The sequence below is a fragment of the Methylobacterium sp. TK26 genome (genome assembly GCF_055361565.1).
In genome coordinates this window covers 908,437-934,475 of sequence record NZ_CM143965.1, presented here as the reverse complement: position 1 = coordinate 934,475, position 26,039 = coordinate 908,437, and the positions used below count along the sequence as shown (strand labels likewise).

The 26,039-nt window shown below is 72.4% G+C and carries 21 protein-coding genes; 9 read left to right on the top strand and 12 right to left on the bottom strand.

What is annotated here, in order from left to right; genetic code table 11:
- Positions 1-3: 3 nt before the first annotated feature.
- Together olsB and ACXJ1Y_RS04580 are read right to left on the bottom strand one after the other, a co-directional pair.
- Positions 4-996, bottom strand: coding sequence for a l-ornithine N(alpha)-acyltransferase (gene olsB / locus ACXJ1Y_RS04585; RefSeq protein ID WP_463848964.1), 993 nt, complete (start codon positions 994-996; stop codon positions 4-6).
- A 145-nt stretch (positions 997-1,141) separates the two neighbouring features.
- Positions 1,142-1,627, bottom strand: a complete 486-nt coding sequence (locus ACXJ1Y_RS04580; RefSeq protein WP_243952901.1) for an Hsp20 family protein — start codon at positions 1,625-1,627, stop codon at positions 1,142-1,144.
- A 241-nt stretch (positions 1,628-1,868) separates the two neighbouring features.
- Between ACXJ1Y_RS04580 and ACXJ1Y_RS04575 the strand changes: the two genes are divergently transcribed.
- On the top strand, positions 1,869-2,858 hold the full coding sequence (locus ACXJ1Y_RS04575) for an alpha/beta fold hydrolase (RefSeq protein WP_463850034.1): 990 nt from the start codon (positions 1,869-1,871) through the stop codon (positions 2,856-2,858).
- A 235-nt stretch (positions 2,859-3,093) separates the two neighbouring features.
- On the opposite strand, the gene ACXJ1Y_RS04570 is transcribed toward ACXJ1Y_RS04575, so the two are convergent.
- The 4 genes from ACXJ1Y_RS04570 to ACXJ1Y_RS04555 all read right to left on the bottom strand — a co-directional run bounded on the left by ACXJ1Y_RS04570 (position 3,094) and on the right by ACXJ1Y_RS04555 (position 6,458).
- The gene (locus ACXJ1Y_RS04570) at positions 3,094-3,618 is read right to left on the bottom strand and encodes a SixA phosphatase family protein (RefSeq protein WP_463850033.1); all 525 of its coding nucleotides are present in this window, start codon (positions 3,616-3,618) and stop codon (positions 3,094-3,096) included.
- A 14-nt stretch (positions 3,619-3,632) separates the two neighbouring features.
- On the bottom strand, positions 3,633-4,484 hold the full coding sequence (locus ACXJ1Y_RS04565; protein WP_463848963.1) for an AAA family ATPase: 852 nt from the start codon (positions 4,482-4,484) through the stop codon (positions 3,633-3,635).
- A 61-nt stretch (positions 4,485-4,545) separates the two neighbouring features.
- On the bottom strand, positions 4,546-5,190 hold the full coding sequence (locus tag ACXJ1Y_RS04560) for a hypothetical protein (RefSeq protein ID WP_463848962.1): 645 nt from the start codon (positions 5,188-5,190) through the stop codon (positions 4,546-4,548).
- Positions 5,187-6,458: an ATPase gene (locus tag ACXJ1Y_RS04555; RefSeq protein ID WP_463848961.1), complete on the bottom strand. Its 1,272-nt coding sequence runs from the start codon at positions 6,456-6,458 to the stop codon at positions 5,187-5,189. Before ACXJ1Y_RS04555 ends, ACXJ1Y_RS04560 begins: the two co-directional genes overlap by 4 nt.
- 266 nt (positions 6,459-6,724) lie before the next feature.
- Here ACXJ1Y_RS04555 and ACXJ1Y_RS04550 point away from each other — a divergent pair, with 266 nt between their 5' ends.
- Positions 6,725-8,572 carry a cation:proton antiporter domain-containing protein gene (locus ACXJ1Y_RS04550; RefSeq protein WP_463848960.1) on the top strand — a complete coding sequence of 616 codons (1,848 nt, stop codon included), beginning with the start codon at positions 6,725-6,727 and terminating at the stop codon, positions 8,570-8,572.
- 10 nt (positions 8,573-8,582) lie between these two features.
- On the opposite strand, the gene ACXJ1Y_RS04545 is transcribed toward ACXJ1Y_RS04550, so the two are convergent.
- Positions 8,583-8,993 carry a hypothetical protein gene (locus ACXJ1Y_RS04545; RefSeq protein ID WP_463848959.1) on the bottom strand — a complete coding sequence of 137 codons (411 nt, stop codon included), beginning with the start codon at positions 8,991-8,993 and terminating at the stop codon, positions 8,583-8,585.
- A 348-nt stretch (positions 8,994-9,341) separates the two neighbouring features.
- On the opposite strand from ACXJ1Y_RS04545, the gene ACXJ1Y_RS04540 reads away from it, so the two are divergent.
- Complete coding sequence (locus tag ACXJ1Y_RS04540) at positions 9,342-10,517, top strand: vWA domain-containing protein (RefSeq protein ID WP_463848958.1); 1,176 nt, start codon at positions 9,342-9,344, stop codon at positions 10,515-10,517.
- 9 nt (positions 10,518-10,526) lie between these two features.
- Here the strand turns inward: ACXJ1Y_RS04540 and ACXJ1Y_RS04535 are convergent, their stop codons facing one another.
- On the bottom strand, positions 10,527-10,847 hold the full coding sequence (locus ACXJ1Y_RS04535; protein ID WP_463848957.1) for a 2Fe-2S iron-sulfur cluster-binding protein: 321 nt from the start codon (positions 10,845-10,847) through the stop codon (positions 10,527-10,529).
- 138 nt (positions 10,848-10,985) lie between these two features.
- Positions 10,986-11,306, bottom strand: a complete 321-nt coding sequence (locus ACXJ1Y_RS04530) for an Hpt domain-containing protein (protein WP_463848956.1) — start codon at positions 11,304-11,306, stop codon at positions 10,986-10,988.
- Between the two features lie 245 nt (positions 11,307-11,551).
- Between ACXJ1Y_RS04530 and ACXJ1Y_RS04525 the strand changes: the two genes are divergently transcribed.
- Positions 11,552-18,586, top strand: a complete 7,035-nt coding sequence (locus ACXJ1Y_RS04525) for an apolipoprotein A-IV repeat region-like domain-containing protein (RefSeq protein ID WP_463848955.1) — start codon at positions 11,552-11,554, stop codon at positions 18,584-18,586.
- 38 nt (positions 18,587-18,624) lie between these two features.
- Here the strand turns inward: ACXJ1Y_RS04525 and ACXJ1Y_RS04520 are convergent, their stop codons facing one another.
- Complete coding sequence (locus ACXJ1Y_RS04520) at positions 18,625-19,038, bottom strand: DUF1489 family protein (RefSeq protein ID WP_463848954.1); 414 nt, start codon at positions 19,036-19,038, stop codon at positions 18,625-18,627.
- 68 nt (positions 19,039-19,106) lie between these two features.
- The gene (locus tag ACXJ1Y_RS04515; RefSeq protein WP_463848953.1) at positions 19,107-20,060 is read right to left on the bottom strand and encodes a hypothetical protein; all 954 of its coding nucleotides are present in this window, start codon (positions 20,058-20,060) and stop codon (positions 19,107-19,109) included.
- 132 nt (positions 20,061-20,192) lie between these two features.
- Between ACXJ1Y_RS04515 and ACXJ1Y_RS04510 the strand changes: the two genes are divergently transcribed.
- The 5 genes from ACXJ1Y_RS04510 to ACXJ1Y_RS04490 all read left to right on the top strand — a co-directional run bounded on the left by ACXJ1Y_RS04510 (position 20,193) and on the right by ACXJ1Y_RS04490 (position 25,255).
- Positions 20,193-21,350, top strand: a complete 1,158-nt coding sequence (locus ACXJ1Y_RS04510) for an MFS transporter (protein ID WP_463848952.1) — start codon at positions 20,193-20,195, stop codon at positions 21,348-21,350.
- A gap of 144 nt (positions 21,351-21,494) precedes the next feature.
- The gene (locus ACXJ1Y_RS04505) at positions 21,495-22,634 is read left to right on the top strand and encodes an ABC transporter permease (RefSeq protein ID WP_463850032.1); all 1,140 of its coding nucleotides are present in this window, start codon (positions 21,495-21,497) and stop codon (positions 22,632-22,634) included.
- Between the two features lie 34 nt (positions 22,635-22,668).
- Complete coding sequence (locus ACXJ1Y_RS04500; protein WP_463850031.1) at positions 22,669-23,463, top strand: ABC transporter ATP-binding protein; 795 nt, start codon at positions 22,669-22,671, stop codon at positions 23,461-23,463.
- 4 nt (positions 23,464-23,467) lie between these two features.
- On the top strand, positions 23,468-24,550 hold the full coding sequence (locus ACXJ1Y_RS04495) for an MlaD family protein (protein WP_463848951.1): 1,083 nt from the start codon (positions 23,468-23,470) through the stop codon (positions 24,548-24,550).
- Between the two features lie 123 nt (positions 24,551-24,673).
- On the top strand, positions 24,674-25,255 hold the full coding sequence (locus ACXJ1Y_RS04490) for an ABC-type transport auxiliary lipoprotein family protein (protein ID WP_463848950.1): 582 nt from the start codon (positions 24,674-24,676) through the stop codon (positions 25,253-25,255).
- A gap of 55 nt (positions 25,256-25,310) precedes the next feature.
- Here the strand turns inward: ACXJ1Y_RS04490 and ACXJ1Y_RS04485 are convergent, their stop codons facing one another.
- The gene (locus ACXJ1Y_RS04485; protein ID WP_463848949.1) at positions 25,311-25,964 is read right to left on the bottom strand and encodes a helix-turn-helix domain-containing protein; all 654 of its coding nucleotides are present in this window, start codon (positions 25,962-25,964) and stop codon (positions 25,311-25,313) included.
- Between the last annotated feature and the right edge of the window lie 75 nt (positions 25,965-26,039).

Here is a 26,039-nt window from a genome sequence, read left to right as displayed (position 1 = left end):
GGCTCAGGCCGGGGCGAAGTGCCCCCGGTAGCGGGCGCCGATGCGCTCCACCGGCAGCGCCACGAACACGTCCGTGGTGCCGAACTGGCGGTCCACCACGGCGCCGTCGCCGAAGGTGGCGCCGAGCCGCAGGTAGCCCTTGATGAGCGGCGGCAGGGCCTGCAGCGCGGCCTTCGGGTCCACCGCCTCCTTCGAGAGCCGGTCCATCCGCACCGCCCGCTCCGGCAGGGCGCAGGCGCGCCACGCCTCGGGGGCGCGGGCATGGTGGTGCAGGAAGGAGAGCGGCAGGGCGAGGCGGTCCGGGTCCGTCCCCTCCAGGGAGGCGCAGCCGATCAGCGCGTCGATCCGGTGGTGCAGGACGTAGGCGTAGATGCCCTGCCACAGCAGTTCGACGGTGCGCTTGCCCCGGTAGGGCTTCAGCACGCAGGAGCGCCCGAGTTCGAGGAGGCGGCGCCCGCCCTGCGCCGCCAGCACGGGGGAGAGGTCGTACTCGCCCTCGGAGTAGAAGCCGTGATGGCGTTCGGCGACCTCGCCGCGCAGCAGCCGGTAGGTGCCCACCACCTTGGGCCGGGGGGCGCGGAACGGCGTCTTGGCCGGCTTCAGGATGTCGTGGTCGAGCACCAGGAGGTGATCGCACAGGGAATCGTAGGCATCCGCATCCCGCCGGGACAGGGAGGCGAGGCCGGTCGGCACCGCCGACATCTCCTCGTAGAACACTTTGAAGCGCAGGCGCTGCGCCCGGCGGATCTCCGAGCGGCGGGTGGCGAGGCGGACCTCCAAATTGCCGATGCGCCCGAGGCTGCGGCCCTTGAGGCCGTCCGCGCCGGGGTCCGGCAGGCGGATCGCATCCGCCTCGGCCAGGACGTCGGCGATCTCGGAGGGCGTCGGCCGGCGCGTCAGCTTGGCGAGCGGCGCCGTGACGCCCCATTGCACGCCCCGGTGCAGCCCGGCACCCAGCGCGGCAACCGCCTCGCGGTGGAACAGATTCGCGGCCATCGCCCCCTCGCCCCGCGCGCCCGACCGGGCGCTGCGGGTTTCGACATCACCATGAGGTGAGCACGGCATTATGACAGTCCGGGCCGCATGAAAACGCCCCGGCCTGTGGCCGGGGCGCTCCCTCACGCGGAGGTTGCAGGCGCGCTTACGCGGCCTGACGGTCGCCCTCGGAGACCTGACCCTCGATCACCGGCGCGGTGGGGCGACGGCCCGAGGCGATCTCGATGCGACGGGGCTTCTTGGCCTCCGGCACCTCACGGACGAGGTCGACGTGGAGCAGGCCGTTCTCGAGGACGGCGCCCGTCACCTGCACATGGTCCGCGAGCTGGAAGCGGCGTTCGAAGGCCCGGGCGGCGATGCCCTGGTGCAGGAACTCGGCGCGCTTCTCGGCCTCGCCCTTGCGCTCGCCGCGCAGGGTCAGGGCATTCTCCCGAACCTCGATCGACAGGTCCTCATCGGTGAAGCCGGCCACCGCGACGGTGATGCGGTAGGCGTTCTCGCCCGTGCGCTCGATATTGTAGGGCGGATAGCTCGGAGCGGTTTCGGTGCTCGCGAACTGATCGAGGGCGGAGAACAGGCGGTCGAAGCCGACGGTGGAGCGATAAAGGGGAGCAAGATCGAACTGACGCATGACATATCCTCTTGAAGAGCAACATGTTCGGTGGTCCGCCCAATGGGCCGGACCGGTCTCTCGTGCCGCCTAAGGGCCGGCACAGATTGGATATCGGGGCGGCGGATCGGGGTCGCAAGACCCTCCGGCGGGCCGGGAAAACGGATTTTTTCCGGGGCGTGGATCAGGCCGCCCCAGGGGCAGTGGCGGGGAGTCTGCACGGGTGACACGGTTCGACGGCAAGGACGGGCCCAAGCCCGCGATGCTCAGCCTGCGCGACACGCCGGGCAACCCGGTCCCGCCGGGCGGGACCATCGTGGCGGTGGGGACGGGGGACGATTGCACCCTGCGCGCGGCGACGTGGCGGCCCACCACGCGCAGCTGCCGGGGCACGGTCACGCTGCTCCAGGGGCGGGCCGAGTTCATCGAGAAGTATTACGAGACGATCCGCGACCTGCGCGGGCGCGGCTTCGCGGTGGTGGCCTTCGACTGGCGCGGCCAGGGCGATTCCGACCGGCGGGTGGACGACCCGCACAAGGGCCATGTCGACCGGTTCGACGATTACCGCCTCGATCTCGCGGCCATCGCGGATTCGGTGCTGACGACGATGCCCGGGCCGCATCTCTGCCTCGCCCATTCCATGGGCGGCTGCGTCGCCCTGACCGGCGCCCTCGACGGCTGGCTGCCGTTCAAGCGCCTCGTGACCGTGGCGCCGATGCTGTCGATCCGCATGATCCGCATGCCGCTCGCGGCCGCGATCCTGGCGCGGGGGCTGCACCGCCTCGGCTTCGGCCGCCGCTACATCCCCTTCGGCAAGCCGGTCTCGATCGCCACCAAGCCCTTCGCCGGCAACCGCCTGTGCCGCGATCCCGAGCGCTACGCCCGCAACGCCGAGGCCGCGCGGCAGGTGGGCGCCGGGGCGGTGGGCGACCCGACCATCGCGTGGCTCGCGGGGGCGTTCCGGGCCATGGCCCGCCTGCGCCATCCCCGCGCCGCACCGCGCATCACCCTGCCGACGCTGATCGTCGCGGCGGGCGCCGATCCGGTCTGCGGCACGCCCGCCACCGAGCGCTTCGCCGCGCGGCTGAAGGCGGGGCACATCCTCGTGCTGCCGGATGCCCGCCACGAGATCCTGAGCGAGCGCGAGGCGATCCGGCAGGATTTCTGGGCGGCCTTCGACGCCTTCATGCCGGGCACCGACCTCCCCACCCATGCGGAGGTCGCGCAGCACGCGGCGCCCGTACCAGTTTAAAGTCGCACTCGAACGAGTTGATTTGGCCAGACTTTTCCAGATCTTCCCCTCATCCTGAGGCGCCGTCGCAAAGCGGCGGCCTCGAAGGCCTCATCCTGAGGTGCTGCGAAGCAGCCTCGAAGGAGGGCTCCAGGGATCGCGCGGCAGGCTGGAGCCCTCCTTCGAGGCCCGCTGACGCGGGCACCTCAGGATGAGGTGAGAGGGTGGGGCCACCTCACCATGATCGGCCGCTGCTCTAGCCCGCGAGGGCGGGGTCGATGTCGCGGGGGCGGATGAAATGCTCCAGCCGGCCCCGGCTCGGCGCGACGCCGGCCCATGTCCCGGCCTCGAAGTCGATCACCGCGAAGGCGGCGGTGGGGAACTCGCTCGCCAGCAGGGCGCGCAGGCCCCGGGGGCCCTGTCCCGCCAGCATCACCGCGAGGTCGCCGAGGCCCGGATTGTGCCCGACGACGATGAGCGTGCCCGCCTCGTCCGGCGCGGCGCGGATCGCGGCGAGGATGTCCTCGGCGGCAGCCTCGTAGATCTCCGGCACGGTCTCGTCGCGCGGGTCGCCGAGGGCGCCCTTCACGGCGGCCCAGGTCTCGCGCGTGCGCTGCGACGGCGAGACGAGGGCGAGGTCCGGGCGCAGACCCTCCGCCGCGATCCGCTCGCCGACGACGGGCGCCGCCCGCCTCCCGCGCTTGTTCAGGGGCCGTTCGAGGTCCCGCACGCCCGCCGGCCGGTCGGACTTGGCATGGCGGAGGAGGATGAGGCGGCGCATGGCGATGGGATCCGTCATCCCTTCCGCCCCTCGCGCCGGGTCATGAAGGCGAGCTTCTCGAACAGGCTGACGTCCTGCTCGTTCTTGAGGAGCGCCCCGTGCAGCGGCGGGATGAGCTTGCGGCCGTCCTGCTCGCGCAGGGTCTCGGGGGTGATGTCCTCGGAGACGAGGAGCTTCAGCCAGTCGAGCAGTTCCGAAGTCGAGGGCTTCTTCTTGAGGCCCGGCACCTCGCGGGTCTCCAGGAACACCCGCAGCGCCTCCTCCACGAGGCGGTGCTTGATGCCCGGGTAATGCACCTCGACGATGGCCCGCAGCGTGTCCGCGTCGGGGAAGCGGATGTAGTGGAAGAAGCAGCGGCGCAGGAACGCGTCCGGCAACTCCTTCTCGTTGTTCGAGGTGATGATCACCACCGGTCGGCGGACGGCCTTCACCGTCTGCCCGGTCTCGTAGACGTGGAACTCCATCCGGTCGAGTTCGGTCAGGAGGTCGTTCGGGAACTCGATGTCGGCCTTGTCGACCTCGTCGATCAGCAGGACCGGCCGCTCGGGGGCGGTGAAGGCCTCCCACAGCTTGCCCCGGCGGATGTAGTTGGCGATGTCCGAGACCTTCGGGTCGCCGAGCTGCGAGTCGCGCAGGCGCGACACCGCGTCGTACTCGTACAGCCCCTGCTGCGCCTTCGTCGTGGACTTCACGTTCCACACGATGAGCGGCGCGTTCAGCCCCTTGGCGATCTCCTCGGCGAGCACGGTCTTGCCGGTGCCGGGCTCGCCCTTCACGAGGAGCGGGCGCTCCAGGGTGACGGCCGCGTTCACCGCCGCCGTCAGGTCGGGGGTGGCGACGTAGGTGTCGGTGCCGGAAAATCGCATCGCGGTCTCGAAGGCTGGCCTCGTTCCGGAGTTACGCGGCGCCCGCCGCCCCCGCAAGCGCTCAGCCCTTCTCGTGCCACACGCAGTTGCGGGCCAGGATCTCGAGATTCACGTCGGATTTCTGCGGCTGCGCCAGGGTCTTGCCGTCCATGGCGAGGTCGATCTTCAGCTCGACCTGTCCCTTGCTCTCGTTGGAGCGGCGGGAGAAGTAGCAATATTGCTGGTAGGGCTGCTCGGCGCCGTCCTTGAAGTTCCAGCCGGTGACGATCTGGCCGTCGAGGTAGGGCACCTGCTTGAACACCGTGAAGGTGGTGTTCACCTGCGCCTTCGAGGCCGGGCTCGCCTGCTCGCCGAGCTGCGCCTTGGTCGGCGTCGGCGGGCCGCCAACGAGCTTGGGCAGGCCCTCCAGCTTCAGGGTGTTGTCGGTGAGCGTCACCTCGCCCTTGGTCTTCAGGGTCACGTCGGCGAGGGCGGCCTGCATCGCGGCGGCGATCTTCTCGGCGGCCGTGTCGAACTGGTTCATCGTCGCCCAGCCATAGGCCGCCGCGCCGATGCCCGCGCCCGTCAGGCACAGGAAGGCGCCGAGGCCCAGCGCCCGGAACAGGAAGGCGCGGGCGGCGACGTAGCTCGCATCCGCGCGCAGCCGGGTGTTCACCTGCTGCGCGAGGGCGATGTTCTCAGGCGTGCCGGAGGCGACGTAGTTCATGCGCCGGCTCCAGCGGCAGGAAGGGTCGGGCCGGGCAGACCTTGGTTCGCCGCAGCCTGGCCGGGAAGGGCCTGGCCCGGCAGCGACTGCGCCGCCGGACGGTTCATCGGGATGACCGACGCCTGCTGCGCGGGCGCCCGCGTCACCGAGGGGTTGGAGCGCAGGGCGTCGGCGATGGCGTCGAGCATGTACGGCGCCGCTTCCGGGTTCACCGCCGCGCCGAGGTCGTCCTCATCCATGAAGGTCCGGCGTGTCGAGACCGCGCACAGCGCCAGGATGGTCGAGGCGAAGGCGGCGCAGAGCGCCGGCAGGAACACGAAGATCCGCAGGAAGGCGTGGACCTGCTGCTCGGTCACGTCGATGGGATCGACGCCGTAGACCATGGCCGTGAAGGAGTGCAGTTGCGAGCGGTTCACCGCGTTCCGGTAGGCCTGCTCGGTGTCGGCGACCTTGCGGTCGGCGGCGCCCCGGTCGAGGGCGGCGCGGTCCTTGCGGGCCACCTCGAGGTCCTTCACCAGCGCGGTGCGGTCGGCGCTGGCCTTCGTGACGCCCGCCGAGAGGGCGGCGACGCGCGGATCGGTCACGCATTTCAGGTTCTGGTAGCGCATGCCCTTCGAGTTGGTGCCGAACACCCGCTCGCAGCGCTGGGCCGGCAGGCCCGCGAGCTGCTGGGCGTTGTCGGCGGCGCGCTTCTCGATCTGGTCGAGTTCGGCGGTGTACGAGGCCACCCGGTCGTCGGCCGCCTTGATGCGGTCCTCGATCGTGGCGCGGTCGGCCTGGGCGTCCTTCAGGGCGGTCTTGGTGCGGGCCGCCTCCATCAGGCGGGGGTGGAACATCATCTCGCCGAGCTGCGAGACCGACTTCGTGGTGACGCCCGCCGCGAAGATGATGCCGAGGATCGCGAGACCCCGGATGAAATACGAGCGCTGGGTGCGCGCCAGGATGCCCAGAGGCACCCGGCACAGCTCCACCGCCGCGTAGACCAGGGGCGCCAGCAGCATGAAGTAGAAGGCGTGCCAGTCCCCGTCGCTGTAGACCCCCGCGAAGAGCCATGCGCCGGCCAGCGAGGCGCCGATCACCATGAACTCCACCAGATAGGCGATGGCGACGTAGCCCCACTTGATGCGGTAGCCCTTCTCGACGTGCCGCTGGTGCGTCCACCGGTCGGATTCGAGCCGCCATTCCCGGCGCTCGCGGGCAATCTCGCGGCTCGGCGGCCCGTTCGGGGACCGCCCGGCCCGTGAGAAGATCGACTTCAGAGAATTCATCGGCCTCGTCACTATCAGGGCTCGGTCCCGGTCGAGCGTAAGGCTCTCTTAAATGTTTCCGTATCCCGGCATTGTGCCTATTTTACGCCTCCGCGCGGCTCGCCACAGGAACCTCGGGCGAGCGGGCGCAAATGTCTCAGGCGATAACGCATCGGTCCCCGGTCCGGGTACGATTCAACCAGTATGACGGTTGCCGTATCGAGTCCGTGCCCTCATGATCGCGGCTCACCCGATTCCACGATAGCGCGAGGTTAGAGCCGCCGCCGATGCCAGATGTCCATGCCGGCTCCTACAAGGAAGCGATCCTGTTCCTCGTGACGGCGGGGATCGTGGTCCCGCTCTTCCACCGGCTGCGAATCTCCCCGGTGCTCGGCTTCATCGGGGCGGGGGCCCTGCTCGGCCCGTTCGGACTGGGGCGCCTCGCCAACCAGTGGCCGACCGTCCACCTCTTCACCATCGGCAACCGCACGGAGATCTCGCACCTCGCCGAGTTCGGCGTGATCTTCCTGATGTTCATGATCGGCATCGAGCTGTCGTGGGAGCGGCTGCGCACCCTGCGGCGCCTCGTCTTCGGCCTCGGCTCCCTGCAGGTCGGCTGCTCGACCCTGATCCTCGGCGTCATCCTCTACGGGCTCGACGTGCCGTTGACCGGCGCGGTGATCGTCGGGATCGGCCTCGCCCTCTCCTCCACGGCGGTGGTGCTGCCGGTGCTCGCCGAGCAGCGGCGGCTCAACACGCCGACCGGGCGCGCGAGCTTCGCCGTGCTGCTGTTCCAGGACCTCGCGGTGGCCCCGGCCCTGTTCGCCATCGCCGTGCTCGGCCAGGACACGGGGGGCGACAAGGGCCTCGCCCTGGCCCTCGCCCTCGGGCAGGCGGCGGTGGCGCTGGTGCTGATCGTGGTGGCGGGGCGCCTCGCCCTGCGCCCGCTGTTCCAGCTCGTGGCGCGCACCCGCTCCACCGAACTCTTCATGGCGGCCTGCCTCCTCGTGATCGTCGGCACGGCGCTGACGGCGGCGGCGAGCGGCCTTTCGATGACCCTCGGCGCCTTCGTCGCCGGGCTGCTGCTGGCCGAGACCGAGTATCGGCGGGCGATCGAGGCGACGATCGACCCGTTCAAGGGCCTCCTGCTCGGGGTGTTCTTCGTCTCGGTGGGGATGAACCTCGATCCGGCGCAGCTCATGGCCTCGCCCGGCGCGATCCTCGGCCTGTCGCTGGCCCTCGTCCTCATCAAGGCGGGGGTGGTGGTGATGGCCGGGCCGGTGCTCGGCCTGTCGCGGGCGGTGGCCCTGGAGGCGGCGCTCCTCCTCGGGCCGGGGGGCGAGTTCGCCTTCGTGCTCATCGGCGGCGCCATGGCGACCGGCCTCGTGCCGGAGGAGGTCGGGGCCGCCGCGCTGATCGTCACCACGGTGACGATGATCCTCATCCCGGCGCTGGCCTCCCTCGGCCGCCGGATCGGCCGGCACGCGGCCACCACCGCCCGGGGGATGGTCACGGCCGAGCCCCTGCCGGAGAAGGTCGAGAACCGGGTCATCATCGCGGGCTACGGACGGGTCGGGCGGCAGGTGGGCGAGATGCTCGCCCGCCACCGCATCCCCTATCTCGCCCTCGATTCCGACGCGGCCCGCGTCGCCGAGCAGCGCCGGACGGGGGCGCCGGTGTATTTCGGGGATTCCGGCAATGTCGAGATCCTGCGCCGCAGCGGCATCGACACCGCCCGCGCCCTGGTCGTGACCCTCGACACGCCGCGCTCCGTCGAGGAGGCGGTGATGGCGGCGCGCAGCGAGCGGCCAGACCTGACCATCGTCGCCCGCGCCCGCGACGCGCGGCACGCCACCGCGCTCTACGAACTCGGCGTGGACGACGCCGTGCCGGAGACGATCGAGGCCTCGCTGCAATTGTCGGAGGCCGTGCTGGTGGATGTCGGCGTGCCGATGGGCCTCGTGATCGCCTCGATCCACGAGCGGCGGGACGAGTACCGGACGCTGCTCAAGAAGCGCGAGAACGACGCGAAGCCGGTCTTCCGCGCGCGGCGGACCGTGGGGAAGGCCCCGCGCCCCGAGGCGGACAAGGCCCCCGCGCCGGGTCAGCCGCAGGCGAGGGCCGGGAGCGCCTGAGGCGCCCCGGTCAGGGCGGCGGAGGGGCCGCCTCCTCGTGGGCGGCGCTCCGGCGCGGCGCCCGCGCCCGGGCGACGGGCTCGTAGCCCTCCGCGAAGCTGCAGCGGTAGGTGATCTCGTCCGGGGCGCCGAGCCCCGTCACCAGGGGCACCGTGACGGTGTCCCCCTGGAAGCGCCAGCCGCGCGCGCCCTTGTCCCAGTAGAGCCAGACGGTGCCCGGAAAGCCGCGCAGGCTGAACACCGCCGCCTTCTTCGACAGCGCCTGCACCGCCCGTGGCGCGTACATCCCCCGGTCCCGGTAGGCCGCCCGCGTCGGCTCGGGCTGCCGGTCCATGAAGGTGTTGCGCACCACTTGAATCGTCGCGCCCGGCTTCGCGAGAAACCGCTTGAACTCGGGTAAACTACGCAGGATGACCGCCACGGCAGGTCTCCTCGACACCGGCTCTCGCCCGCAGGATCGCGGACGCGCCACCGTTCGGGATGAGTTGGGGTGATTCCCGTGACGGTTTAAGTGACTGCGCGAGTCTCGCGAGGTAGGATATCAACAGGATTCGGGACTTATACCCAGATTCAGGCCTTATGAGCCGAGTCCAGCGCCGCGAAGCCCCCGCCGAAGTCTTCCGCAGCGCCGCATTCCACTTAACGGCAAGCCGTCAAGACTCTGGCGCGATTCGCTCCGATTCGGCGATTGCGGCGCGGCGCGTCGTGCGGCATCGCGGGATCGCCGGACGCACTTGACCCCGGCGCGGGGCTCGCGCGTTGTCGCGCCATGCTGCTCCAGTTCTTCACGGCCCTGCGCGACGCGAAGGTGCCCGTCACCCTCAAGGAGTACCTCGTCCTCCTGGGCGCGCTCGAACGCGACCTGCCGGATAAGAGCGTCGAGGCGTTCTACTTCCTCTCGCGCACCGCCCTCGTGAAGGACGAGGCCCATCTCGACCGGTTCGACCGGGTGTTCGGCACCGTGTTCAAGGGGCTGGAGACCATCGGCGAGGCGGTGGAGGCGGTGCCGATCCCCGAGGAATGGCTGCGCAAGCTCGCGGAGAAGTACCTCACCGACGAGGAGAAGGCGCAGCTTCAGGCGCTGGGCTGGGACAAGCTGTTCGAGACCCTGAAGCAGCGCCTCGCCGAGCAGAAGGGCCGCCACCAGGGCGGCTCGAAATGGATCGGCACCGGGGGCACCTCCCCGTTCGGCGCCTACGGCTACAACCCGGAGGGGATCCGCATCGGGCAGGACGGCAACCGCAACTTCCGGGCGGTGAAGGTCTGGGACCGCCGCGAGTTCCGCGACTTCGACGACGATGCCGAGATCGGCGCCCGCACCATGCGCCTCGCCCTGCGGCGCCTGCGCCGCTTCGCCCGCACCGGCGCGGCGGACGAACTCGACCTCGACGGCACGATCCGCGAGAGCGCCCGCCAGGGCTATATCGACGTGCGGATGCGGCCGGAGCGGCGCAACGCGGTGAAGGTGCTGCTCTTCCTCGATGTCGGCGGCTCGATGGACTGGCACGTGGAGCAGGCGCAGGCGCTGTTCTCCGCCGCCCGGTCGGAGTTCAAGCACCTCGTCCACTTCTACTTCCACAATTGCGTCTACGAGGGCGTCTGGACCGAGAACGCGAGGCGCCACGACGGGCGCACGCCGCTCACCGACGTGATCCGCACCTACGGCAGCGACTACCGCGTCGTCTTCGTGGGCGACGCCTCCATGAGCCCCTACGAGATCGCCGCGCCGGGGGGCTCGGTGGAGCATTGGAACGAGGAGGCCGGCGCCGTGTGGCTCGGGCGGCTCCTCGACCATTTCCACAAGGCGGCGTGGCTCAACCCCGTGCCGGAGACCCATTGGGCCTACACGCAGTCCATCGGGATGGTGCAGCGCCTGATGGCGGGGCGGATGTTCCCGATGACCCTCGACGGGCTCGACGCCGCCGCCCGCGCCCTGGTGCGCTGAGGGGCGCCCTCAGCCCTGCTGGGCGGGGGTCGCGACCTTCATGCCGTCGAGGTCCGGCGTGATCTTGATCTGGCAGGACAGCCGGGAATTCTCGCGCACGTCGGTGGCGAAATCGAGCATGTCCTGCTCCATGTCCTGGGCCTTGCCCACGACGGCGATCCAGGCGTCGTCCACATAGACGTGGCAGGTGGCGCAGGCGCAGGCGCCGCCGCATTCCGCGTCGATGCCGGGCACGTTGTTGCGCAGAGCCGTCTCCATCACGGTGGCGCCGACGCTGCCCTCGACGGTGCGTTCCGTCCCGGCGTGATCGACGTAGGTGATCTTGGGCATGCTCACGGGCTCCTCGTGCGCGCCGGGCCGCGTGGGGGCGGCTCGGCGGACGGCGGTGTCTGCTTGGCGGCTCGCCGAACGGAAAGCAAGCGGATCGAGGCCCCGGACGGCGACGCCGAGGGGCGACCTTTCGAAGCTTCAGGCTCCCTCGATTTCGGCCACGGCGTCCCGGATCGCCGCGTCCAGAACGGCCACGCTGTCCCCGGCCCCGGCCGCGTCCGTGCGGAGCGCCTGCTCCGCCTCCCCGGCGAGGCGCTGCACGCGGGCCGCGCCGAGCCCGGCCGCCGCGCCCCGCAGGGTGTGCGCGATATCGGCCCGCTGGATCGTCGGACGGGTCGGGTCGGTCAGCGCGGGAAGCAGGCGGCGGCACTCGCCCGCGAACAGGGCCAGCACCTCGCGGGCGAGGTCGGCATCCCCCCCGGTCTGGGCATCCAGGGCCGCGCGGTCGATTTCTGCCATCGGAGACCCCGCAATCCACATGGTATCGGCCGGGTGCCCCCACCCATCGCCTCGCGATTCCGCTCCGTCCCTGGCACGATGGCGTCGCCCCTCGGGCCGGTCGCGGTAACCATTCGGTTAATGTTACCTGGGGGCGGTCTCCCGCGCTCCTATCGAAGCAGGGTGCCGGACCTTAGGCTCGGGTGGTAAACGGGAAGTTGCGTCTTCGGCATGCAAGTGCCGGACCCGTGCGTGTGAGGCGTTTCATGGCGACGGACAAAAAGCTGAAGGACCCGGCCGAGGCCGCTCTCTCAGCCATCGAACAGGCACTGAGCCTGGACGCCCTGATGCGCGACGGCGGCGCCCGTTCGGAGCCCCGGCTCCCGGATGTCGGCGACACCGATCCGCTGCTCGAGGGCGGGCGCGACGCCTCGGGCCGCCTGCCCCCGCCCCGTCTCGACATCGAGCGCCCGCCGGGCGGCCCGATGCCGCTGACGCAGGATCCGCCCCTCGCCTCGGACCTGCCCTCCCCCGATCTCGACCGGCCCCGCCGGGAAGGCGGCCTGCTGCCGCCCGACCGCTCCCTGGTGGCCAACGACGACCGGCGCAACATCGGCATCCTGCAGCAGACCCTGCGGGTGCGTCCCTCGCGCAAGCCCTACATCGTCGCCTCGCTCGCCGGCCTCGCCTGGATCGGGGCGCTCGGCGGCATCGTCTGGTCGCAATCGGGCGGCGACCTCGCCGGCTTCGTCGCCGGCCTGCCCCCGCTCCAGGCCATGGGCGCCGTCTCGGCGCTGCTCGGGCCGGTGATCCTGTTCGTCGTCGTGGCGATGCTCGCCATGCGCGCCCAGGAGATGCGCCTCGTCGCCCGCGCCGTGGGCGAGGTCGCGGTGCGCCTCGCGGAGCCGGAGGGCTTCTCGACGGACGCCGTGCTGACCATGTCGCAGACCGTCCGCCGCGAGGTCGCGGCGGTGGGCGATGGCGTCGAGCGCGCCCTGGCCCGGGCGGGCGAGCTCGAAACCCTGGTGCGCGGCGAGATCGCCACCCTGGAGCGCGCCTATTCCGACAACGAGATCCGCATCCGCTCGCTGGTCGATGAGCTGGTCGCGCAGCGCGAGGCCATCGTCACCAATGCCGAGCGGGTGCGCGGCGCCATCGCCGGCTCGCACACCAACCTCACCCAGGAACTCGACGGGGCGGCCCAGCGGATCGTCTCGGCCCTCGACGGGGCCGGCGAGCGCGTGACCGGCGCCCTCGACGCGCGGGGCCTCGCCCTCACCGCCTCGCTCGGCGAGGTGGGCGAGCGCGTCACCGGGCTGATGAGCGAGCGCGGCGACACGCTGATCGAGCGCCTGTCGCAGACCGGCTCGGGCGTGCGCGAGAGCCTGGAAGGCGTCGGCGCGGACTTCGTGCGCACCTTCGAGGAGCGCACCTCCGTCCTCACCGGCGCGTTCGAGGCGACGGGACAGGCCCTCACCGGGCGGCTCGCTTCGAGCGCGGACAAGGTCGCGGAATCCCTGGCCGAGACCGGGGCCGGCGTCGGCGCGGCCATCGCGCGGCAGGGCGAGGCGGTGCGGGAGAGCTTCGAGCGCTCCGCGTCGAGCCTGGAGAGCGCCTTCCTGAACCGGGGCACCGAACTCACCGAGCGCTTCGCCGCCACGGGCGCCGAGATCACCGGCCGCTTCTCCGAGGTCGGCGCGGCCTTCACGCAGGACCTGTCGGGCCGGGGCACGGCCCTGCGCACCGAGATCGAGACGGCGGGCCGCGACATCGTCGGCGCCATCGCCCAGAGCGGCCGGACGGCGCAGGACACCCTCGCCCAGGCGGCGGACGGCGCGGCGGCGACGCTGGCCGCCCGCGCCGACGCGGTGCGCGACGACATCGTCGCCGCCGCCGACCGGATCGGGGATGCCGTCAGCGGACGCGGCGGTGAACTCGCCGAGCGGATGGAGGGCATCGTCTCCCGCCTGCACGAGACCATCGCCGTCGAGGGGGCGGGCCTGGAAAACCGCCTCGACGCGGCGGCCGAGCGGGCCAGCGGCCTCGTCGCCGGGCGGGCGCGGGAAGCCGCCGAGGGCCTGGAGGCGGCCTTCACGACCCTCGGCCGGGGCTTCGAGACCGGCGCCGGGGATGCCGTGCGCAGCCTGCGCACCAGCGTCGAGCACCTGTCGGGCGAGATCGACGGCCGCGCCAGCGAGGCTGCCGAGATCATCCGTGCGGCCGCCGCCAATGCGGGCGAGGCGGCGCAGACCCGCGTCGCCGAGGCCGCGACGCGCCTCACCGAGAGCCTGGGCCTGCTGCGCACCGCCTCGGCCGAGGTCACGGGGGCCATCGAGGCGGAATCCGCCATCCTGCTCACCCGCTTCCGCGAGGCCGCCGAGCGGGCGACCGAGGAACTGGGCGCGCGGGGCGGCGCCGCCGTCACGGAACTGCGCGTCGCCCTCGAAGGGCTCGACCGGGAACTCGCCGCCCGCACCAGCGCCACGACCGGCGCCCTGGAGCGCGCCGCCGCGCAGGTCGCGTCCGACCTGTCGAGCCGCCTCGGCGAGATCGAGGCCACCTTCGGCGCCCATGGGCGCGACGTGGCCGACCTGCTCTCCACCCACGCGGAGGAGACCCACGCCCGCATCGCCGGCACCGGCCGCGACATCGTGCTCGCCGTGGCGAGCCAGGGGGCGCGCATCGCAGACAGCCTCGGCCGCAGCGGCGACACCTTCGCCGAGACCGCCGACGGGCGGGTCAAGGTCATCGAGGAGGTGCTGGGCAGCCGCCTCGCCGCCCTGCAGGAGACCATCGCCCGGGGCGACATCCTCGCCGACCGGATCGGCCGCGACACCGCCGCCCTCGGCGAGACCGTGGGCCACCAGCTGGACGAGGTCACGCGCCTCCTCTCCGACCGGGGCCAAGCCGTGGCCGAGACCATCGCGGGCCAGGCCCGCGAGGCCGGCAGCCTGATCGAGACCCATCTCGGCTCCCTGGAGGAGCGCTCCGCCCGGCACACCGCCGAGGTCGCCAAGCGCACCGCCGAGGTGGCCGAGACCATGGCCACCCTGGTCGGCCAGCTCGACGGGCAGATCGGCACCAGCGCCGCCGCCCTCACCGAGACCCTGGCCGCGCGCACCGCCGCCCTCACCGAGGCGCTGGCCACCCGCGCCGCCACCCTGGACGAGACCTTCGCCACCCGCGCCGCCGCCCTGGACGAGACCTTCGCCACCCGCGCCTCGACCCTGGACGAGTCCCTCAACGCCCGCACCGCCGCCCTGGACGAGGCCCTGTCCGCCCGCACGGGCGAGATGGCCCGCATCGTCGAGGAAGGCGGTCGCGGCCTCGTGGAGTCCGTGGATTCCCATTTCGCCGCCGCCGCCCGCGACTTCCAGGTCCGCTCCGTCGATTTCGGCGCCGAGGTCGAGCGCCGCACCGGCGAGATCGCCCGCGCCCTCGATACCGGCGCGGAGCGGTTCGACGGCACGGTCCTGCGCCGCCTGGAGGAGATCGGCGCGACGCTGGAAGAGCGCGCCCGCCTCGTGGACGAGAGCTTCGGCTCGCAGGCCTTCGAGGCGATCCGCCTGATCGAGGCGCGCACCCGCGCCGTCGACGCGGAGCTGACCCAGCGCACCCGCGACCTCGTGGAGGCGATCGAGACCCGCACCGGCGGCCTCGACGCGGCCATGGCCGAACGCATCGCCGCCCTGACCGGCGCCGTCGAGGAGCGCACCCGCGCCCTCGACGTCTCCCTCGCGGCCCGCGCGGAAGAGATCGCGTCCCTCGTGGACGAGCGCGCCACCGCCGCCGACACCGCCCTGTCGGCCCGCACCGACGAGGTGCGCGCCGCCTTCGCCGAACGCTCCGACCTGCTCGGGCGCCTCATCGACGAGCGCACCGAGGCGATGTCGAAGGAGCTGGACGAGAAGGGCCGGGCGGTGTTCGGCGTCATCGGCAACCGCATCACCGAGCTCGCCCGCCTGTTCGACACCGGCAGCACCTCGCTCGCCGAACTCATCGACAACCGGGGCGAGGGCGTCCTCGCCAAGCTGCAGCAGACCATCGCCGACGCCGAGCGGATGCTCGAGGAGGGCGAGGGCCGCCTCGGCCATACGCTGGCGAGCCGCACGGGCGACATCAGCGGCCTGCTGGACGAGGGCGTGCGCACCGTGCACGGCCTGCTCGACGACCGCACCAACCAGATCCGCATCATGCTGGACGGGCACGCCCACACCCTGGTCGAGACGCTCGACGGGCGCACGGGCCCCCTCAGCGAGGCCCTGGACGGCCGTGGCCGCGAACTCGTCACGGCGCTGGAAGGCGCGCTGACGGGAGCCGCCGGGGCGCTGGAGAGCCGCACCGAGGCCCTGGGCAACCTGTTCGACGCCCGCCTCGGCCGCCTGGAGGATCTGGTCGAGGGCCGGGGCAACCGCCTCGCCGAGACCCTGGACGCCCGCGCCGAGGGCCTTCGCAGCCTGTTCGAGGAGGCCCAGGCCACCCTCGACGCGGCGGTCGAAGGCGGCAGCGGCCGCTTCGCCGCCTCCGTGGACGAGCGCCTGCAGACCCTGCGCAGCCTGCTCGAGGAGGCCCCCGCCGCCGTGGCGGCCCTGGTCGAGACCCGCGAGCGTCAGCTCGCCGCGACCCTCGACAGCCGCACCCAGCGCCTGCGGACCCTGTTCGAGGAGGCCCAGGACGGTCTGCGCGATCTCGTGGAGACCCGTGGCGGCGACATCGCCCAGGCGATCGCCACCCAGACCGACGAGATCCGCAGCGTCCTCAACACGGCGCCCGCCGGCATGGCCGACCTGTTCGACGCCCGCCTCGCGGCCCTGCGCACCACCTTCGACGAGGCCCGCACGGCCATCGACGGGCTCCTCGACAGCCGCAGCCGCGGCCTGATCGAGGCGGCCGACGACCGGGTCGGCGCCCTGACCGAGGTGTTCGAGACCCGTCTGCGCGACCTCGACGGGGTCGTGGAAGGCCGTACGCAGGACCTCACCCGCGAGGTCGATGCCCGCGCGGACGCCTTCACCCAGCGGATCGACAGCCGCATCCAGCGCTTCGCGCATCTCGTCGGCCAGCGCGCCGACGCCCTCGCCACGGCCTTCGACGAGCGTCACGACGCCTTCGCCGGCCTCATGGACGAGCGCACCGCCGGCCTGGGCGCCGCCCTGGACGCACGGGCGCAGGCCCATGCGGAACAGGTCGAGGCCCACACGGCGACCCTGGCCGCGACGCTCGCCGCCCGCGAGGCGGCCCTGGCCGCCCTCATCGACCAGCGCGCCGAAGCGATGGGCATGGGCTTCGAGCGCCGGGCCAACGCCCTCGGCTCCCTGGTGGACGCCCGTGGCGAAGCCCTCGCCCGCCGCCTCGCCGAGAGCGCCGAGACCCTGGTCCGGGCCATCGAGGAGCGGGGCGGCGCCCTGCTCGACAGCCTCAACGCCAGCGGCGACAGCGTCGGCTCCGAGCTGGAGGGCCACGTCTCGCGGTTCCGCGCGGCGGTGGACGGCCCGATGCGCGACCTCGCCGACGCCCTGTCCGACCGGGCCGGGACCATCGAGCGGGTGCTGGAGGAGACCGGCCTGCCGCTGGCCGAGACCCTGCGCACCAGCACCGAACGCCTCGCGATCCAGACCCGCGCCTCGGCCGACATCCTCCGCGCGGCGGTGGACGAGGGCGCTGGCCGGACCCTGGCCGACCTCGCGGAGACCAACGACCGGCTCACCCGTGAGCTGGGCGGCGTGATCGTCCGCGTGGAGAGCGCCAACGCGGCCCTGACCGGCCTCGTGGCGGGGGCGGATTCGAACCTCGGCGCCATCGAGCGCAACCTCTCCGGCCGGCTCTCGCAGATCCGCACCGAACTGGAGCGCGTCGCCGCCGAGACCGACCGGGCCGGGGCCGACGTCTCGACCCAGGTCGCGGCCCTGCGCGAGGCCTCGGAAGGGGCCCTGCGCGAGGCGAACGACCTCGCCCGCAACCTCGACGGGGCGGCGACCTCCCTCGACGCCGTCGAGACCCGTCTCTCCACCGCCCTCACCGAGCGGGAGCGGGCGCTCGCCACCGCCATGTCCGAGTTCGAGGCCCGGGCCGAGACCCTGGAATCGCGCGGTTCGGCCTTCGCCGGCCAGATCGACAAGGTGCTGCGCGAGGCCGAGAACCGGGCGCGCGCGCTCACCGACGCCCTCGCCCGCTCCGCCGAGAGCGCGGGCGAGCAGGTGACGGGGGCCTTCGCCGGCCTGAAGGACGATGCCGGGGCGGAGGCCGAGAAGGCCGCCGCCGGGGTGCGCGAAGCCCTCGATGCGGCCTCCCGCGAGATGCGGGAGGGCCTGGAGGAGGCGCAGAGCCGGTTCGGGGAATCGGTGACGAACCTGCGCGAGATGGCTTCGTCCATCCGCAGCGAGCTCGAATCCACCCGCGCCGACCTCGCCCGCGGCGTCCTCGAACTGCCCCGCGAGACCCAGGACGCGGCCGGCGAGATGCGCCGGGTCGTGGCCGACCAGATCAAGGCCCTCAACGAGCTGTCGGCCCTGGTCGCCCGCACCGGCCGCACGGTGGACGTCGCGCAGCCCATCGCCCAGACGCAGCGGCGCGTCGCGGAGGGGGGAAGCCGCTCCCTCGCGGCGCCCGCCTCGCTGCCGCCGACCCCGGCCGCGCCGGCTCCCACCGCTTCGGCGCCGAGCCCGGCTCCGGTGCAGGCCCCGGTGCAGGCGCCCGCGCCGAGCCCGGCGCCCCGCCCGGCCCCGGCGCGCAGCGAGACCCGCCCGGTGACGCCGCGCCCGGTCAACCCGGCCCCCGCCACGGGGGCGGGCAACAACAAGAAGGGCTGGCTCTCCGACCTCCTCACCCGCGCCTCGCTGGATGACGACGAGGAGAACCCGGCCGCGACCGCCCCGGCCCGCACTGCACCGGCTCCGACCCCGGCGCCGGCCGCCTCCCCTGCCCCGCGCAACGGGAAGCTCGCCGCCGAGACCGGCCGGATCGCCCTCGACACGATCTCCACCGACATCGCGCGGATGATCGAGCACCGCACCGCCGTCGACCTGTGGGAGCGGTACCGCCGGGGTGAGCCGAACCTGTTCACGCCGCGCATCTACACGGCGCAGGGGCAGACGACCTTCACCGAGATCCAGCGGCGCTACCGCTCGGATCAGGAGTTCCGGCGCAGCGTGGACCGCTACGTGAGCGAGTTCGAGCGCCTGCTCGGCGACGTGGTGAAGAACGACCCCGACGCCAAGCGGACCGACGCCTACCTCACCTCCGAGACGGGCAAGGTCTACACGATGCTGGCCCATGCCAGCGGGCGCTTCGAAGGGGCCTGAGCGAGACGGGGTCGCGCGCCTTCACGGGGCGCGCGGTCCTAGAGCAGGCCGAGGGCGGCGAGTTCCCGGCGGAGCTTTTCCGGCATCTCGGCGACGTCGCCGCCGAGCCCCGCGCCGAGATCGGCCGGGGCGTCGCCGGCCGCGAGGTAGCGCCAGCCCTGGAACGGGCGGCAGGGCCGGGGGACCACCGGCACCAGGGGCGGGGCGAGCACGATGCGGCAGCGGGGAATCCCGTCCTCGCCGGTCAGCGGTTCCAGGGCGACGATGGCCTGGCGGCAGCACAGGCTTCCCCGGATCACCCAGTAGATCGAGCCCTTGCCCGCGATCTCCCGGTGCCGCTTGGGCAGGGTGCGCGTGACATGGACCGGCTGGGCCGCCTGGCCCGCCTGTCGCGCGGCGAGATCGGCCATGGAGGCCGGGCCGACGCTGAGCTTGATGAGGTGCAGGGCCAAGGGATCGTGGGGAATGGGATCGAGGGGGCTGACGCGGGTGGGCGCCCCCTATATCGGCTCGGATTGCCTCAGGCGAAGAGGGCGAGGCGCTTCTCGGCCGGCTCGGCATCGAGCCCGTCCAGGCTCATGGCCTCCGGCTCGGCGAGGGAGAACTCGAACAGGGCGTCGGCGGGCTCCTCTTCCGTCCAGTGCGGCGGCGAAAGCTCCGATTTGGGCTCCGGCACGGGGGCGGGCGGCGCGGCCGGCTCCGGCGGGGTCGAGACCGGGACGAACACGATGTCCTCGTGCAGGGCCGGGCTGCCCGGCTGGGCGGCGATGGCCGCCGCCGTCATGGCCGGCACCGACATGGCGATGTAGCGGTCCACGTCGATCTGGCAGAGATCCTCGTCGATGGCGAGGGCGCCCTCGCTCGCGCCCGGAGGGGGCGGGACCCGCGCGATCTCGTCGCCCCAGATCGCGATCATGGAGGCAATCCGGTCCTCCAGGTAGCGGAGGGTGTAGATGATCCGCGCGGTGCGCTGCGCGGTGAGGTCCTGGAAGGAGCAGGCCGTGTAGATCGCGGTCGCGTGGCGGTCGAGGGCCTCGCAGGTCTCCGGCTCGACGTTGCGCTCGCGCAGGGTCCAGGCCGCCTCCTGCACCGCCTCGGCGGCGCCGAGGATGTCGGAGGTCGCCTGCTCGGTGGCCCGCACGATGGCGTCGAGGGCCTGCGAGGCGGAGGTGAGGCGGGTCTGGTCGCCGTCGGGCACGCTGATCGCCGAGATCTCGGCCTTGGTCCGGCTGATCGCCTCGGCCATCTCCGCGAGGCCGCCGCGCAGGCTGCCCACCGCATCGACGGGACGCTCGGCGGTGACGCTGCGCTCCAGCCGCTCGATGGCGTTCAGCACCGTCGCCATCTCCTCGGCGCGGGCCCGGCGGGCATGCTCGGCGAGGAAGTGCTGGCCGCGCTCGCTGGCGCCGATCGTCGCCTCGATCGCCGCGTATTCCGCAGCATCGATCGCGTGGGCGCTGGGCAGACCGGACATCAACGGCGCTTCCGACAGGGGCGCCCGGCGGGGCGAAGACCCCGCGCCCGGCGCGTCCCGAACCCCTCAACATTGACAGAAGCGGTTTAACGGGCGCTTACGACGGCCTCCGTCCCACAGCCCCTTTTCCCCGTGCCCGCTACCCCCGGCGCGCTGCGCCTGTCGCTGCTCTACGCCGTCGTCTTCACCGAGATCGGCATCGCCATGCCGTTCCTGCCGGTCTGGCTCGCCACGCTCAAGCTCGATGCCGGGGTGATCGGCCTGCTGCTGGCGCTGCCCATCGCCACGCGGATCGTCGCCACGGCGCCGCTGATGGGGCTGATCGACCGGGGGCTCGGGGCGCGGCGGCTGATCGTGGCGGGCAGCTTCGGCGTCGCGGCGACCTATGCCGCCATGGCCCCGGCCTCCGGGTTCGGCTGGCCCGCGCTCGCGGTGCTGACCGTGCTGAACGCGGTCGCCGCCGCGCCCCTGGTGCCCTCCATCGATTATCTGACCCTCGCCGCCGCCCGGCGGGATCCCCGCCTCGCCTATTCGCGCATCCGCATGGCGGGCTCGATCGCGTTCCTCCTTGCCAACCTCGCGGGCGGGGTCCTGCTCGCGGCGCTCGGCGGGCAACTCGCCGTGCCGATCCTGCTCACCGGCCTCGCCCTGATCGCCGGATTCACCGCGCTCCTCGACCGCACCCCGGCCGAGGCGCCCCGCCGCGCGGCGGGGGGCAAGGGCCCGCCCCTGCCCCGGCGGCTGTGGCTGTGCATCGGCGCCGCCGCCGCGATCCAGGCGGGGCACGCGGCGGTTTACGGCTTCGGCAGCATCCACTGGACCGCGCACGGCCTCTCCGCGACGCAGGTCGGCGCCCTGTGGGCGACGGGGGTGCTCGCCGAGATCGTCCTGTTCGCGGCGGCCCCTCGCCTGCCCGCCTCCTGGCGCGGGCCGGTGCCGCTCCTCGTCCTCGGCGGGGCGGCGGGCATCCTGCGGGCGGCGGGGCTCTATCTGGTGGGCGACCGGATGGAGACGCTGGTGCCGCTGCAGGTCCTGCACGGCCTCACCTTCGGCGCGACGCAGCTCGGGGCGATGGAGGCGGTCTCGTCCCTGTCGCCGGAGGGCGCGCGGGGCCGGGCGCAGGGCACCCTCTCGGCGGTGAACGCGGGAATCGCCGTCACGGCGACGCTGGCGAGCGGGCTCGTCTACCGCGAGGCGGGGGCGCTCGCCTTCCTCGCCATGGCGCCGCTCTCGGCCTGCGGCGTCATTCTGGCGCTGGCCGCTGCACAAGAGAGAAACCGTCAACCGTAATCTCGTCATAACCGTGGCGCAGCATGACATCTCGCGATGGCGTGTCCTGCCGCACGGACGGGGCAGGGCAAGCCTGGCCTTACGATCCGCTCCCGGCGCGGGAGCGGGCTCGATCGTGCGACACCGCCGGTGAAGGAGTACCCCCTGTTGCTGACCGAAGGGCTCGCGCCCGGCACCGCATCGCTGACGGAGGCGGCTGACGGGCGGTTGCGGCTCGGCGGTCGCTGGACCGCCGACCAAGCGCCGGCCGTGGAGGCCGCGGCCGCCCGGATCGCGGCGGGCGGACCCGCGCGACTCGTGGTCGACCTCGGGGAGATCGAACGGCTCGACACCCTCGGCGCCTGGGTTCTCGAACGGACCCGCGCGGAGGTCGAGGCGTCGGGGGGCACCCTCGCCTATCTCGGCACGCGGCCCGAGCACCGGACGCTCCTCGGCGAGGTGGTGATCCGGGGCGAGCCGCCGGCCCCCGCCCCGCGCCTGCGCTTCCCCCTGTCGCTCCTCGACGGGACCGGCCGCCAGGTCGTGCGGGGGGGCAAGGAATTCGGCACCGGCATCGCCTTCCTCGGCGAGGTCGTGGCGGCCTGCGCCCGCGTCGCCCTGCGCCCGCGCACCTTCCGGGGCACCGCCCTGGTCAACCAAGTCCAGCAGATGGCGATGAACGGCGCGCCGATCATCGTGCTGATCTCGTTCCTCGTCGGCGGCATCGTCGCGCAGCAGGGCATCTTCCAGCTCCAGCGGTTCGGGGCGCAGACCTTCGTCGTGAACCTGATCGGCCTGCTGATCCTGCGCGAACTCGGGGTGCTGCTCACGGCGATCATGGTGGCGGGCCGCTCCGGCTCGGCCATCACCGCCGAGATCGGCTCCATGCGGATGCGCGAGGAGGTCGATGCCCTGCGCGTCATGGGCCTCGACGCCACCGAGATCCTCATCGTCCCGCGCGTCCTGGCGCTGATGATCAGCCTGCCGATGCTGACCCTGCTCGGCGACCTCGCGGCTCTCGCCGGGGGCGGCCTCACGGCGATGCTCTACGGCGGGCTGACCCTCGACCAGTTCCTCGCCCGGCTGCAGGCGGCGGTGGGCGTGCACCACGTCATCGTCGGCCTCATCAAGGCGCCGTTCATGGCCCTGACCATCGGGCTCATCGCCACCATCGAGGGCTTCGCCGTCGAGGGCTCGGCCGAGTCCCTCGGGCGCCGCGTCACCGCCTCGGTGGTGAAGTCCATCTTCATGGTCATCGTCCTCGATGGCCTGTTCGCGGTGTTCTTCGCCGCCATCGACTTTTGAGTTCCGCCCGGTGAGCGACAGCCCCATCATCCGCGTGCGCGACCTCGTGGTCGGCTTCCGCGACAAGACCATCCTGAAGGGTCTCAACCTCGACATCCGCCGGGGGGAGATCCTGGGCTTCGTCGGCCCGTCCGGGCAGGGCAAGTCCGTGCTCACCCGCACGATCCTCGGCCTCGTGCCGAAGCGCTCGGGCACGATCGAGGTGTTCGGCCAGGACGTGGACGGCCTCACCTATGCCGAGCGGCGGCGGATGGAGACCCGCTGGGGGGTGCTGTTCCAGCAGGGCGCCCTGTTCTCCGCCCTCACCGTGAAGCAGAACATCCAGGTGCCGATGCGCGAGCACCTGAAGCTCTCCGGCCGGCTCCTCGACGAGTTCGCCCGGCTGAAGATCGAGATGGTCGGCCTCAAGCCCGACGCCGCCGACAAGCTCCCCTCCGAACTCTCGGGCGGCATGATCAAGCGCGCCGCGCTGGCGCGCTCCCTGGCGCTGGACCCGGAGATCCTGTTCCTCGACGAGCCGACCTCGGGCCTCGACCCGATCGGCGCGGGCGAGTTCGACGACCTCGTCTCCACCCTCAAGGAGACGCTGGGCCTGACCGTGTTCATGGTCACGCACGACCTCGACAGCCTCTACACCGCCTGCGACCGCATCGCGGCGCTGGGCGACGGCCAGATCATCGCCGCCGGTACGGTGGAGGAGATGCTGGAAAACCCCCATCCCTGGTTGCGCTCGTATTTCCACGGCAAGCGCGCCCGCGCCGTCGCGGGCGGGCCCTCGGCCGTGCGCGCGCCGCCCCAGGATTCCCTCGCCGCAGCGACCGGAGGCTGACCTCATGGAAACCCGCGCGAACTACGCCCTGATCGGGGCCTTCACCCTCGCCGTCATCCTGGCCGGCTTCGGCTTCACCCTGTGGATCGCGGGCGGCTCGTCCCGGCAGGTGAGCGAGCAGGTCCGCATCGTCTTCTCCGGCTCGGTCGGCGGCCTGTCGCGCGGATCGAGCGTGACCTTCAACGGCATCAAGGTCGGCGAGGTGACGGACATCCACCTCGCCCCGCAGGACCCGCGCCGGGTGCTCGCCATGGTCAAGGTCGAGCCCTCGACGCCGCTCAAGTCCGACACCCGCGCCCGGCTCGATTCGGCGATGCTGACCGGCGTCTCGGTGATCGCGCTGACCGGCGGCGACGCCGACGCGCCGCCCCTGAAGCCCGGCGCCAACGGAGAGCCGGCGACGATCTTCGCCCAGACCTCCGACATACAGGACATGATGGCCCTGGCGCGGCAGGTGGCGCAGCGGGCGGACGACATGCTCTCCCACCTCGACCGGCTGGTCGCGGGCAACGAGGGCGCGATCTCCCGCACCCTCGCCAACGTCGAGACCTTCTCGAAGACCCTGGCCGACGCGGCGCCGGCCATGTCGTCGCTGGTGAAGGCGGTGGACGGCAACCGCGTCGTCCGGGTGATCGACAACGCCGACAGGTTCTCCGCGGCGCTGGCCAATTCCGCCCCCGACATCCAGGCCGGCCTCCACGACGCCCGCTCGCTGGCGGCCAAGCTCGACGCCTCGGCCGACCGGATCGACGCCGTGCTGAAGGGCGCGGAGGGCTTCCTCGGCTCGGCCTCCGGCAAGGAGGGGACGAGCACCTTCGTGGAGATCCGCGAGGCGGCGATCTCCGTGCGCGACGCGGGCCGGGCCTTCCGCACCATGTCGGAGAACCTCGACAAGCGCACCGCCAGCATCTCCACGAGCTTCGGTCGCCTCTCGGGGAGCAGCCGCCGGGAGGTCGAGGCCCTGTCCGGCGACGGGCAGCGCACCCTCGGTACCCTGAACCGCACCGTGCGCAGCCTGGAGAAAGACCCCTCGCAGGTCCTGTTCGGCGGCAAGCCGACGTTGCCCGAATACAACGGTGGCCGCTGACTCGTGCGTCGGGGCCACGTTTGTGCTGAGCCGCACTGCAGCCTTTCGCTTACGGCATAGTTTTGGCTGCATGGATTTGGTGACCTGCCGCCTCGCGTCGGCAGGCGCAATTAGGTTGTGTGTATGATCCGTTCGGTCCTCCCGACCGCGACCCTGCTGGCCGCCGCCCTGCTGGGCGGCTGCGCCGGCGGTGCGGCGCCCCTCACCTTCGACCTCGCCGCCCTCCCGGCGGGCGGGCGGCCCGTGGCGTCGGGGCGGGCGATCGTGGTGTCCGAACCGGTCGGCATCCAGCCCTTCGAGGCGGACCGGATCATCGTGCGCGAGGGCGCCGGCTCCCTGTCCTTCCTCGGCGGCGGCCAGTGGGCCGACCGACTGCCGCGCCTGATCCAGACGCGGATCATCCAGAGCCTGGAGAATGCCGGCCGGCTGCGCTCGGTGAGCCGGCCCGGCGACAAGGTGAACGCGGATTACCAGCTCATCAGCGAGATCCGCGCCTTCGACATCCAGACCGCCACGGGCGAGGCGGTGGTAGACCTGTCGCTCAAGCTGGTGGCGGACGGCACGGGCCGCGTCGCGGCGGCGCGGATCTTCACGGCGCGCGTGCCGGTGGGCTCGCTCGATGCGGGCTCTGGCGCCCGCGCCCTCGATCAGGCGCTGGTCATGGTGCTGGCCGACATCGTGCGCTGGGTGAACACCGGGCGGTAAGTCACGGATCTCAAAGGGCTGCGCCCTTTGGCGGGGTGCCGGGGCGGCGCCCCGGCTATTCCATCACGGCGGCCTTCATGATGACCACCATGGTGGCCCGGCCCGGTCCCTCGGCGCAGCGCACGAGATGCGGCCGGTCGCAGCGGTAGCGCAGGGTCTCGCCGGGCCGCGCCCGCTGGAGGGCGCCGCCGACCTCGACCTCGAACACGCCCTCCGTCACCGACAGCGATTCCACCGAGCCGCGCTGGTGCGGGTCGGAATCGAGCACGCCGCCGGGATCGGCGCTGACCTCGTACCATTGCAGCCACTCGACGGTCTTAATCCAGCCGACGATGGCGAGCCGCACCTTGCCGTCCTCGGAGAGGAGGATCGGCGTGTCGGCGCGGGAGGTCTTCTCGATGAAGGGCTCCTCGTCGCCCGCCGCCAGGACCCGCTCGATGGATACGTCGAGCGCCTGGGACAGGCGCCAGATGGTGGCGAGCGTCGGGTTGGTCTCGTTGCGCTCGATCTGGCTGATGATCGACTTGGCGACGCCGGATTGCTCGGCGAGGTCCGACAGGGACAGGTTGTAGGCCTTGCGCAGGCGCTGGATCGTCTTGCCGAGCTGCCCCGACAGGACCTGCGCCCCCGTCAGCAGGTCGCGCGTCCTGCCGACCTTCTCCGGCCGGTCTCCTTGCCGATCCCCTTGCCGTTCCACCTGATCCCGCATGGTCCTTCGATCCGCCCGGCCGTTCCGTTCATCGAACGATCGTACGCTTCTTCAAACGCAAACGGATGACGGGCG